Consider the following 11652-nt stretch of genomic DNA (forward strand, 5'->3'; position numbering starts at 1 on the left):
CTGCGGCCGATCAGGCAGCCTGTTTGATGCCGACGGCCTGTGTGGCCACGCGGTCGATCTTGATCACCTGGTTGACATAGATGCCGGGGGTAACGACCGCCTCGGGGTCCAGTGCGCCCAGCTCCACAATCTCGTGCACGGTGGCTACGGTGTACTTGGCCGCTGCTGCCATCACCGGGCCGAAATTGCGCGCCGATTTGCGGTAGGTGAGATTGCCCCAGCGGTCGCCTTGCTCGGCCTTGATGAGGGCCACATCGCCGTAGATGGGGTATTCGAGCACGTAGTGCCTGCCATTGATCTCGCGCGTTTCCTTGCCCGCAGCCAGTTCGGTGCCGTAGGCCGTGGGGCAGAAAAAGGCGCCAATGCCGGCACCTGCTGCGCGCATGCGCTCGGCCAGATTGCCCTGGGGCACAACTTCCAGCTCGATCTTGCCGCTGCGGTACAGCTCGTCAAACACATAGCTGTCCACCTGGCGTGGAAAGCTGCAGATGATCTTGCGCACGGCGCCGGTCTTGAGCAGGGCTGCCAGGCCCGTGTCGCCATTGCCCGCGTTGTTGTTTACCACGGTCAGCTCGCGTGCGCCCTGGGCGATCAGCCCATCGATCAGCACCGAGGGAATGCCCGCCGTGCCAAAGCCGCCGATCAGCACCGTCGAGCCGTCGTGGATCTTGCTGAGCGATTGGGCCACCGAGTCCGAAATCTTGTTGATCATTCGCTGTCTCCTGTCTGTAGAAACCCGTGCTGCTATCCAACTCGGCAGCACATGGCCCCATGTGACCACAGAAGTGCATCAGGCACGATGGCGACGCTGGTGCCTGGGTGACATTTGCCGTCTTGGGGGATTGACCAAAATGTTCGTATATAGAACAATAGTTCGATAAAAGAATTATAGGCTTGCCGTTATACCGCCACCGACGCCTTGGTGACTGACTTCTGCAGTGACGGCTGCGCCTCACCTTGTTGCCATGGTGCGCTTGTTGCAGAGATCGCTATGAAAGATGATGACCAGACCCTTCGCCCCAGCGACAGCTATGTGCAATCCTTCGCGCGCGGGCTGGAGGTAATCCGCAGCTTTGGTGCTGCCGCGCCGCGCCAGACGCTCACCGAAGTGGCGGATGCCACGGGGCTGACCCGCGCGGGTGCGCGCCGCATTCTGCTGACGCTGCACACCCTGGGCTACGTGCGCATGGAGGGTAGGGTGTTCGAGCTGACGCCGAAAATCCTCGATCTGGGCTTTGCCTACCTGACATCCATGCCGATGTGGCATAGCGCCCAGCCGGTGATGGATGCGCTGGTGGAGCAGGTGCATGAGTCCTGCTCCATCGCCGTGCTGGACGGGCAGGACGTGGTGTATGTGATGCGCGTGCACACCCACAAGATCATGAGCACCAACCTGGGCATCGGCTCGCGCCTGCCTGCGTTCTGGACGTCGCTGGGCCGCGTGCTGCTGGCAGAGCTGCCTGCGCACGAGCTGCAGCATTTGCTTGAAACACGCGACCGCAGCCAGTTCACGCGCTTTACCGTGCAGGATGACGGAGCCTTGCTGGCGCAGATTGGCCAGGTACGCGAGCAGGGCTGGTGCCTGCTGAACCAGGAGCTGGAGGAGGGCCTGACCTCGGTCGCGGCCCCCATCCGCAATGCAGCGGGCAAGGTGGTTGCCGCCATGAACATCAGCGGTCAGGCCAACCGCACCACGCCTGAGATCATGCGCCAGGAGCTGCTGCCACAGCTGCTGCAGGCGGCTGGGCGGGTGTCGGCGCTGCTGGGCTACCGGGCAGGATCAAGTGCGGCGCGGGCGGGAGCGGTACGGCGCTGATTCTGCTAGAGGGTGCTTTTAGATGAAAGCAGCCGCTGGCCCACAACAGCAAGGCGCTGCATTATCAAAAACAATAGCAAAACATGCTTTGGATCAGCGATCCAGCTTGCCGAGGCCTTGCAGATTGCCAAACCGGTCACGAACCTGGATCCACGTGCTGCCCTGGTTCTGAAGCGGCAATGAGAAAACAATGATTCGGCCATCTGCGTGTTTGCACCGCACCCCATCGGGCCGCTCGGCGGAGCCATATTCGCAGGCCAGTGATCCATCTGCAGACTTCACCAGCCCGTTCTCTACCTGGTTGAATACGATGTGCGTTGCCTGTATGGGGTCATACCACTCGCCCAACAGGCGGTCAGCCAATGCTGGGGGTGCATCCAGTTGCAGGCGCTGTATGGCGCGGGGCGTTTCTCCGGGAAAGGTCACGGTGCCGCGCTGTGAAAAATGCCTGACGGGCGTCGTCTCCTTCAAAGAGAACTCTACGGTCACCACGCCTGCACTGTCTTGCCAATGCGCAGATTGGGGCATGCCGCCCAGGCTGCGCCCACCGGCATACTGGCCCAGGCTCAGGTCTGCGCGCGATGTGAGGGTGTTGGCCCCCGCGCTGGCGTAGGTGCCACTGCCCATGTGGAAAGTGGGTTGGCCGTCGGCGCCATAGTTGAAGACCTGCAGCACCATCGTGCTGTTCTGCACATCCAATGCCAGGCCGCGCCCGGGCTTGCCGTCTATCTCGCTGCTCATCACCCAGGTGCCAGCCTGCGGTGTGAAGTCGCGTGCAGCCCAGGCTGCGGTGGCGCCAATGATCGAGGTGGTGAATGCGAATGCGCGTATCCAAGGGGGCATCGGGTCTCCAGCGGTGTTCCTGTGTCATGGGCATCCTAATGGGTTGCGGGTGATGGTGCCACGTGCGGACCTGTTTCACAGGCATGCCGTCCAGCGGCTCGTTATGGCCGGTTCACGCAAATTCAGCAATTATTCACAAATGGGAATCATTTCTCATTAATATGTGCGGGTTTTCTCGGTAGTAGCAAGACAAGCCGGGCTTCCCGCCCCCTGCAGCCAGACCAGATTCGTGCCAACTCATAACAGGAATCGAAATGGCTCACCCTCTCAAACCTTGGGCTGCAACAGCGGCAGCCCTGCTTTCCACTTGCGCGCAGGCCCAGCCGGCACCTCCTACACCTGCTGCACCTGCTTTATCCACAGCGCCTGCCGCCGAAGCCACGCTCGAAGAAGTGCGCGTGCAAGGCAGTGCTGAAGCCGAAGCGCGCTACGACGCAGTCACCGCCACCAGCGCCACCAAGATCGAGGCGCCTTTGCGTGATATTCCGCAAACCGTGAACGTGGTGCCGCAGACCCTGATGCGCGATCAGGCGGCGCAATCCATGCAGGATGTGCTCAAGGCAGTACCGGGCATTGGCATGTCACACGGCGATGGGCAGCGCGACCAGGTCACGATCCGGGGCTTTTCCGCGATTGCGGACCAGTTTGTCGATGGGCTGCGCGACGACGCGCTGTACTTTCGGGATCTGTCGAACATCGAGCAGGTGGAAGTGCTCAAGGGCCCGGCATCGGTGCTGTATGGGCGCGGATCATCGGGAGGCCTCATCAACCGCATCACCAAAAAACCGGGCGCCAACCTGAGCGAAGTGGGCTTGACCCTGGGCAGCTGGAAGCAGCGCCGGGGCGAGTTCGACATTGCGCGCGCGCCTGCGGACAGCGTGGTGTCATACCGCCTGACGGGCGCACTGGAGCGTGCCGACAGCTACCGCGACCCGCAGTTTCTCGACCGCAAGGCGCTCGCAGGCTCGGTGCTGTTCAAATTCAGCGCCGACACGAACCTGCTGCTGCAGGCCGATTACCTCAAGGACAGCCGCATCACTGACTTTGGCGTACCAGCCTACCAGGGGCGGCCCGTGAATGTGTCGCCGGGCACCTACTATGGCGCAGCCAATGCGCGGCAGGCGGATGTGAGCACGAGCGAGGTCAGCTCGTTTTCTGCCACCTTCAACCACCGGTTCAACGACAGCCTGAGCCTGCGCAATGCGCTGCGCTACTACGACTATTCGCTGGACCGCAGCAACACGCTGGTCGGCTCGGTGAACGAGGCGGCGCAAACCGCAACACTGACCCGGGGCCATGTGGAGCGGGACGAGCACGGCTTTTTCAACCAGACGGAGCTCACGCAGAAGCTGCAACTGGCGGGCATGCAGCACCAGATGCTGTATGGGCTGGAACTGGGGCGCCAGAAGAAGGCGCTGCTCAACATCAGCCAGGCGGTGCCGGGCACCATCGACCTGTTCAAGCCGGTGCTGCCCGTGGTGCCGCTGCAGTTGACGGCCGCACCCGGCGCCAACAACGACAGTGTATTCAATGTGGCGAGCGCCTATGTGCAAGACCTGGTGAGCCTTGCGCCGCAGTGGAAGCTGCTGGCGGGCGTGCGGTACGACCGCTTCCGCCAGGAGACCGACGATCTGCTGCCAGCCAACAATGATCTGGCGCGTACCGATGTGGCCTGGAGCCCGCGGGTGGGGGTGGTGTACCAGCCCAGCGCCACGTTGTCGTATTACGCCTCGTACAGCAAATCGTTCCAGCCGTCTGGTGAGACCTTTGCGCTGGCCGCCAGCAACGCCCAGCTCGCGCCCGAGATGACCACCAGCAAAGAGGTGGGCGTGAAGTGGGATGTGCTGGATGGCAAGGCAACGGCGACCGCGGCGCTGTTCCAGGTAGAGCGCACCAATATCAAAAGCGTGGATGCGGTGACGAACAAGGTGGTTCCGCTGGGCGTGCAGCGCACCAACGGGTTGGAGCTGAGCCTGGCGGGCAGCCTGCCTTATGGCTTGCAGATCTGGTCGGGCTACGCCTATCTGCTGGGCGAAATGACTTCGTCGCCCGCCAAGGATGCGGGCCAACCCGTCGAAGGCAAGCGGCCCACGCTCACACCCCGGCACAGCGCCAACGTCTGGCTGACCAAGGCGCTGGGCAACGGCTTTGGCATCGGCGGCGGCGTGAACTATGTGGGCGCACGCTTTGCCAACCCGGGCAATACCGTCACCTTGCCGGGCTACACCACGGTGGATGCCATGGGGTACTACCGCATGAACGGCGTGGATCTGCAGTTGAAGCTGAACAATATCTTGGATCGCCGCTACATTGTGGCGGGCCACGGCTCCAGCCCCAACCTCAACCTGCCCGGGGCGCCACGCTCGGTGCAGTTGGTTGCCCGCTACCGCTTCTGAATGACCTGCATTCCATGACTCCCCCTGCAAACGGCGACGCGCAGCACAGCATGCGCATTGATTTTCGGCAAGCCCCAGCGCCATCGGGCAAGCGCCCACAGCCAGCTGGCGGCCATCTCTTTGTGCCGCGGCGCTGGCACCGCCCGGCGGTGTTGAAATGGCTGCGGCGCACCCACGCCTGGCTGGGGGTGTGGGGCGCGGTGATGGGTCTGCTGTTTGGGCTCACCGGCTTTTTTCTGAACCACCGCGCCACCATGAAGGTACCAGGAGCCAGTTACGCCAAAACCCAATGGCAGCTGGAGCTGCCGTCTCCGCCGCCCGCCACGGTTGATGAACTGGCGGCCTACCTGAAGCAGTCGATGGCGCTCAACCGCGAGCCGCACCGCAAGAAGGTGGAGCCCGCAGGCCCGGCGCCCTGGCCCGGGGCTACGCAGCCGGAGCATTGGCAGATTTCTTTCAGTACGCCGCGTGCTGTGGTCAATGCGGAATATTGGGTGGGGAACCGCTCCGTCGGCGTTGAGCGCACCGACCCCAATTTTCTGGGCAAGCTGGTTCGGCTGCACACCGGCGCGGGCGCCAGCGTAGCGTGGATTCTGCTGACCGACACCTTGGCGGGTGCGCTGATCGCCTTGTCGCTCACCGGCTTTCTGTTGTGGACCAAGCTGCACGGCCCGCGCCTGTTGGCACTGGGGCTGGCGGGCACCTGTCTTGCACTGCTGCTGGTGCTGGGCATCACCAGTTGGTAGCTGCTGGCTGGTTGGAGCGCGAAGCGGTGCGGCGGGTTGTTTTTTGCACCCGCGGGGCGCAGGCACGGATAATCCCCATGCCAGCCCCGCATCGACCACGCACTGATTGACCCCCATGGCCCGTCTTCCCCGTCTCACCATCCCCAACCTGCCGCACCATGTGCTGCACCGGGGCAACAACCGGCAAACGGTGTTTGTGGACGCGGACGATTACCAGACCTTTGTCGATCTGCTGCAGCAGCTGGCGCAGACACATCTGGTGGCTGTGCATGCCTTTGTGCTGATGCCCGATCACTTTCAACTGCTGGTCACCCCGCAGACCGAGCAAGGCCTGCCGCAACTCATGCAGGCGCTGGGCCGGGCCTATGTGCGCTACTTCAACGCACGGCATGCACGCACCGGCACCTTGTGGGAGGGGCGTTACCGCTCCACGGTGGTGGAGCCAACGGCACCGTTGTTGCAATGCATCATCTACATTGACACCTGTGCCCAGCTTGCGGGGCAGGCGGCGCAGGCCGCAGACTACCCATGGTCCAGCTGCGCGCACCATTTAGGTGCAAAAAATATCCCGTGGTTGCGTGACCCTGCGGCCTTCTGGGCCCTGGGCAATACCCCGTTTGCGCGTGAGGCGGAGTACGCGCGCTTGCTGGCGCAAGGCCTGTCGCAGCGCGAGTCCGAGGCATTGGCGGCAGCCGTCAATGGCGGCTGGGCACTGGGGGGCGAAGCTTTTGTGCAGCAGTTGCAGTCTACGACAGAGCGGCGTCTGCACAAAAAGAGTGCAGGGCGGCCGCGCCTGCAGCCGGTCAAAGCCGAATAAATTCATGAAATCTATATAAATCAATATCTTTGTTCTTCATTTAAATATGTCCCCAATTTAATTTGCAGAAAAATTACATGAAATAAATAGGTATCTGACCCTGAATAAAGTTCTTGCTCGGGTATTGTCTGCTGCTCTACATTGGCCTTCCCGCGATAGATTATTTGAAGGATTGCGCCATGGTGGCATCTGCACGCGAGCACATGCAAGCTCAGGGTCTGTACGACCCGACAATGGAACACGACGCCTGCGGCGTTGGCTTTGTGGCCCATATCAAGGGTCACAAGAGCCATGCCATCGTGACCCAGGCCCTCAAGATTCTCGAAAACCTCGACCACCGCGGCGCAGTCGGTGCAGACAAGCTGATGGGCGACGGCGCGGGCATTCTGATCCAGTTGCCGGATGCGCTCTACCGCGATGAAATGGCCGCCCAGGGCGTGACCCTGCCGCCTTTTGGCGAATATGGCGTGGGTATGGTGTTCCTGCCCAAGGAACATGCCTCGCGCCTGGCCTGCGAAGAAGAGCTGGAGCGCGCGATCAAGGCCGAGGGTCAGGTGCTGCTGGGCTGGCGCGATGTGCCGGTCAACCGCGACATGCCGATGTCGCCCACGGTGCGCGAGAAAGAGCCGATCATCCGCCAGGTGTTCATTGGCCGTGGCGCCGATGTGATCGTGCAGGACGCGCTGGAGCGCAAGCTGTACGTCATCCGCAAGACGGCCAGCGCCGCCATCCAGAACCTGCAGCTCAAGTACAGCAAAGAGTACTACGTGCCCAGCATGAGCAGCCGCACTGTCATCTACAAGGGCCTGCTGCTGGCCGATCAGGTGGGCACCTACTTCCGCGACCTGGAAGACGAGCGCTGCGTCTCGGCCCTGGGCCTGGTGCACCAGCGCTTCTCCACCAACACCTTCCCCGAGTGGCCGCTGGCCCACCCTTACCGCTATGTGGCGCACAACGGTGAAATCAACACCGTCAAGGGCAACTACAACTGGATGCGTGCGCGCGAAGGCGTGATGAGCTCGCCCGTGCTAGGCAACGACCTGCAAAAGCTCTACCCGATCAGCTTTGCGCACCAGTCCGACACCGCCACCTTCGACAACTGCCTGGAGCTGCTGACCATGGCGGGTTACCCGCTGGCGCAGGCGGTCATGATGATGATCCCCGAGCCCTGGGAGCAGCACACCACCATGGACGAGCGCCGCCGCGCGTTCTACGAGTACCACGCCTCGATGATCGAGCCCTGGGACGGCCCGGCCTCCATCGTGTTCACCGATGGCCGCCAGATCGGCGCCACGCTGGACCGCAATGGCCTGCGCCCCGCGCGCTACTGCGTGACCGACGATGACTTCGTCATCATGGGCTCCGAATCGGGCGTGCTGCCCGTGCCGGAGCACAAGATCGTCAAGAAGTGGCGCCTGCAGCCGGGCAAGATGTTCCTGATCGATCTGGACCAGGGCCGCCTGATCGACGACGAAGAAGTGAAGTCGTCGCTGACGAATGCCAAGCCCTACATGCGTTGGATCGAAGACCTGCGCATCCGCCTGGATGATGTGGAAACCCCTGTGGCTGGCGAGTCGCAGATCGACCAGCAGGCCCAGGCTTCGCAGGAATTCGGCGCCATTGCCGACGAGCAGGATTCGCCCGAGCTGCTGGATCTGCAGCAGGCCTTCGGCTACACGCAGGAAGACATCAAGTTCCTGATGAGCCCGATGGCTGCCAATGGCGAAGAAGGCATTGGTTCCATGGGCAACGACAGCCCGCTGGCGGTGCTGTCGGACAAGAACAAGCCGCTCTACAACTACTTCCGCCAGATGTTCGCGCAGGTGACCAACCCGCCGATCGATCCGATCCGTGAAGCGATCGTGATGAGCCTGGTGTCCTTCATCGGCCCCAAGCCCAATCTGCTGGACATCAACCAGGTCAACCCGCCGCTGCGTCTGGAAGTGACGCAGCCGGTGCTCGACTTTGCCGACATGGTCAAGCTGCGCAACATCCGCGAGCACACGGCCGGCAAGTTCAGCTCGGCGGTGCTCGACATCACCTACCCGCTGGAGTGGGGCAGCGAAGGCGTGGAGGCGCGCCTGGCCTCGCTGTGCGCGCAAGCCGTGGACGCCATCAAGACCGGCCACAACATCCTGATCATCAGCGACAAGGGTGTCAGCAAGAATCGCGTGGCCATCCAGGCACTGCTGGCGCTCTCGGCCATCCACCAGCACCTGATCCGCGAAGGCCTGCGCACTGCCTGCGGCCTGGTGGTGGAGACTGGTACCGCCCGCGAAGTGCACCACTTCGGCGTGCTGGCCGGCTACGGTGCCGAAGCCGTGCACCCCTACCTGGCGCTGGAGACCATCACCTCAATCCACAAGCACCTGCCCGGTGATCTGTCGGCCGACAAGGCGATCTACAACTACATCAAGGCCATCGGCAAGGGCTTGTCCAAGATCATGTCCAAGATGGGCGTGTCCACCTACATGTCCTACTGCGGCGCGCAGCTGTTCGAGGCCGTGGGCATCAACAGCGAAACCATCGACAAGTACTTCACTGGCACCTCCAGCCGCGTGGAAGGCCTGGGCGTGTTCGAGATCGGCGAAGAGGCCATTCGCCGCCACAAGGCCGCGTTTGGTGACGACCCGGTGCTGGCCACCATGCTGGATACCGGCGGCGAATACGCCTGGCGCGCCCGTGGCGAAGAGCACATGTGGAGCCCCGATGCAATTGCCAAGCTGCAGCATTCGGCGCGCTCGAACAGCTTCAACACCTACAAGGAATACGCGCAGCTCATCAACGACCAGAGCAAGCGCCACATGACCTTGCGCGGCCTGTTCGAGTTCAAGATCGATCCGGCCCGGGCCATTCCGGTCGAGCAGGTCGAGTCGGCGGCCGAGATCGTCAAGCGCTTTGCCACTGGCGCCATGTCGCTGGGCTCGATCAGCACCGAAGCCCATGTGACCCTGGCAGTGGCAATGAACCGCATCGGCGGCAAGAGCAACACCGGCGAAGGTGGTGAAGACCCTGCACGCTACCGCAATGAGTTGAAGGGCATCCCGATCAAGAAGGGCGAGAGCCTGGCGTCGGTCATCGGCAAGGAGCAGATTGAGTCCGACTACGTTCTGCAGGATGGTGACAGCCTGCGCTCCAAGATCAAGCAGGTGGCATCGGGCCGCTTTGGCGTGACTGCAGAGTACCTGGCGTCGGCTGACCAGATCCAGATCAAGATGGCCCAGGGCGCCAAGCCCGGTGAAGGCGGCCAGCTGCCTGGCGGCAAGGTGTCGGAATACATTGGCAAGCAGCGCTACTCGGTGCCCGGCGTGGGCCTGATCTCGCCCCCGCCGCACCACGACATCTATTCGATCGAAGACCTGGCGCAGCTCATTCACGACCTCAAGAACGTCGCCACGCACTCGTCGATCAGCGTCAAGCTGGTGTCCGAAGTCGGTGTGGGCACGATTGCCGCAGGCGTGGCCAAGTGCAAGGCCGATCATGTGGTGATCGCTGGCCATGACGGCGGCACGGGCGCATCGCCCTGGTCCTCCATCAAGCATGCGGGCTCGCCTTGGGAAATCGGTCTGGCCGAAACCCAGCAGACCCTGGTGCTCAACGGCCTGCGCAGCCGCATCCGCGTGCAGGCAGATGGCCAGATGAAGACCGGCCGCGACGTGGTGATCGGTGCGCTGCTGGGGGCCGACGAATTCGGCTTTGCCACGGCACCACTGGTGGTGGAAGGCTGCATCATGATGCGCAAGTGCCACCTCAACACCTGCCCGGTGGGCGTTGCCACGCAAGACCCCGAGCTGCGCAAGAAATTCAGCGGCAAGCCTGAGCATGTGGTGAACTTCTTCTTCTTCATTGCAGAAGAGGCGCGCCAGATCATGGCCCAGCTGGGTATCGCCAGGTTCGACGACCTGATCGGCCGCGCAGACCTGCTCGACATGAAGGCTGGCATCACCCACTGGAAGGCCAAGGGCCTTGACTTCAGCCGCCTGCTGGCGCGTGCCGAAGTGGGCGCCGATGTGCCACTGTTCCACACACAAGAGCAGGAGCACGGCCTGGAGAAAGCCTTCGACAACATCCTGATCGAGAAATCGCGTCCCGCCATCGACAAGGGTGAGCGCGTGAAGATTCTGGAAACCGTGCGCAATGTCAACCGCACCGTGGGCGCCATGCTCTCGGGCGCGGTCACCAAGGTGCACCCCGAAGGCCTGCCAGACGACACCATTCACATTCGCGTGGAAGGCACGGGTGGCCAGTCCTTTGGCGCGTTCCTCTGCAATGGCATCACCCTCTACCTGATCGGTGACGCCAACGATTACACCGGCAAGGGCCTGTCCGGCGGCCGTGTGGTGGTGCGTCCGAGCCTCGATTTCCGTGGCGATGCGCACCAGAACATCATCGTTGGCAACACCGTGATGTACGGCGCAACCACAGGCGAAGCCTTCTTCAGCGGCGTAGCCGGTGAGCGCTTTGCCGTGCGCCTGTCGGGTGCAACGGCTGTGGTGGAAGGCACGGGCGACCACGGCTGCGAATACATGACTGGCGGCACCGTACTGGTGCTGGGCAAGACTGGCCGCAACTTTGCAGCAGGCATGAGTGGCGGCGTGGCCTACGTCTATGACGAAGACGGCCAGTTTGCCAGCCGCTGCAACACCGCGATGGTGGCGCTCGACAAGGTGCTGCCGCAGGCCGAGCAGGAAGCTTTGGTCGACAAGGCCGTCTGGCACCATGGACAGACCGACGAAGCCCAGCTCAAGCAGCTGCTCGCCGACCACCTGCGCTGGACGGGCAGCAAGCGCGCCCGCGAGCTGCTGGACCACTGGGAGGCTTCGCGCGCCAAGTTCGTCAAGGTCTTCCCGACCGAGTACAAGCGCGCGCTGGGCGAGATGTATGCCAAGGCAGAAGCCAAGGCGCAGCTGACCAAGGCCAAGACCTCTGCCAAGAAGAGTGCAGACGCAGCGGCAAAGTGATGCACATCGGCTGCGCTGTACCTACGGCGTGGCCGCTGACGTCCACCACCCTTTTTCAAAAGACCTAATAGAC

7 protein-coding genes are annotated in these 11652 nt (G+C 62.7%); 5 read left to right on the top strand and 2 right to left on the bottom strand.

The genetic code is table 11. The features are described from left to right. Positions 1 to 10 precede the first annotated feature (10 nt). Positions 11 to 712, bottom strand: a complete 702-nt coding sequence (locus HNP33_RS07690; protein WP_184706995.1) for a 3-oxoacid CoA-transferase subunit A — start codon at positions 710 to 712, stop codon at positions 11 to 13. Positions 713 to 991: 279 nt separating this feature from the next. Here HNP33_RS07690 and HNP33_RS07695 point away from each other — a divergent pair, with 279 nt between their 5' ends. Then, positions 992 to 1816: an IclR family transcriptional regulator domain-containing protein gene (locus HNP33_RS07695; RefSeq protein ID WP_184706997.1), complete on the top strand. Its 825-nt coding sequence runs from the start codon at positions 992 to 994 to the stop codon at positions 1814 to 1816. A gap of 93 nt (positions 1817 to 1909) precedes the next feature. On the opposite strand, the gene HNP33_RS07700 is transcribed toward HNP33_RS07695, so the two are convergent. After that, positions 1910 to 2659 carry a hypothetical protein gene (locus HNP33_RS07700; RefSeq protein WP_184706999.1) on the bottom strand — a complete coding sequence of 250 codons (750 nt, stop codon included), beginning with the start codon at positions 2657 to 2659 and terminating at the stop codon, positions 1910 to 1912. Positions 2660 to 2913: 254 nt separating this feature from the next. Here HNP33_RS07700 and HNP33_RS07705 point away from each other — a divergent pair, with 254 nt between their 5' ends. The 4 genes from HNP33_RS07705 to HNP33_RS07720 all read left to right on the top strand — a co-directional run bounded on the left by HNP33_RS07705 (position 2914) and on the right by HNP33_RS07720 (position 11579). Further along, positions 2914 to 5055: a TonB-dependent receptor gene (locus tag HNP33_RS07705; protein ID WP_184707001.1), complete on the top strand. Its 2142-nt coding sequence runs from the start codon at positions 2914 to 2916 to the stop codon at positions 5053 to 5055. Positions 5056 to 5069: 14 nt separating this feature from the next. After that, complete coding sequence (locus HNP33_RS07710) at positions 5070 to 5801, top strand: PepSY-associated TM helix domain-containing protein (protein WP_221452020.1); 732 nt, start codon at positions 5070 to 5072, stop codon at positions 5799 to 5801. A gap of 115 nt (positions 5802 to 5916) precedes the next feature. Then, entirely contained in the window at positions 5917 to 6618 is a 702-nt protein-coding gene (locus tag HNP33_RS07715; RefSeq protein WP_184707004.1) for a transposase, read from the top strand. 179 nt (positions 6619 to 6797) lie between these two features. Continuing rightward, positions 6798 to 11579, top strand: coding sequence for a glutamate synthase-related protein (locus HNP33_RS07720; protein WP_184707006.1), 4782 nt, complete (start codon positions 6798 to 6800; stop codon positions 11577 to 11579). Positions 11580 to 11652: the final 73 nt, after the last annotated feature.

This window comes from Comamonas odontotermitis, assembly GCF_014207855.1.
Classification (GTDB): Bacteria; Pseudomonadota; Gammaproteobacteria; order Burkholderiales; family Burkholderiaceae_C; genus Comamonas; species Comamonas odontotermitis_A.

What these genes read in the sequence shown, in the direction of transcription:
- HNP33_RS07710 (WP_221452020.1), top strand. Translation starts at nt 5,070, where the DNA reads ATGACTCCCCCTGCAAACGGCGACGCGCAGCACAGCATGCGCATTGAT.
- HNP33_RS07715 (WP_184707004.1), top strand. Translation starts at nt 5,917, where the DNA reads ATGGCCCGTCTTCCCCGTCTCACCATCCCCAACCTGCCGCACCATGTG.
- HNP33_RS07695 (WP_184706997.1), top strand. Translation starts at nt 992, where the DNA reads ATGAAAGATGATGACCAGACCCTTCGCCCCAGCGACAGCTATGTGCAA.
- HNP33_RS07700 (WP_184706999.1), bottom strand. Translation starts at nt 2,659, where the DNA reads ATGCCCCCTTGGATACGCGCATTCGCATTCACCACCTCGATCATTGGC.
- HNP33_RS07690 (WP_184706995.1), bottom strand. Translation starts at nt 712, where the DNA reads ATGATCAACAAGATTTCGGACTCGGTGGCCCAATCGCTCAGCAAGATC.
- HNP33_RS07720 (WP_184707006.1), top strand. Translation starts at nt 6,798, where the DNA reads ATGGTGGCATCTGCACGCGAGCACATGCAAGCTCAGGGTCTGTACGAC.
- HNP33_RS07705 (WP_184707001.1), top strand. Translation starts at nt 2,914, where the DNA reads ATGGCTCACCCTCTCAAACCTTGGGCTGCAACAGCGGCAGCCCTGCTT.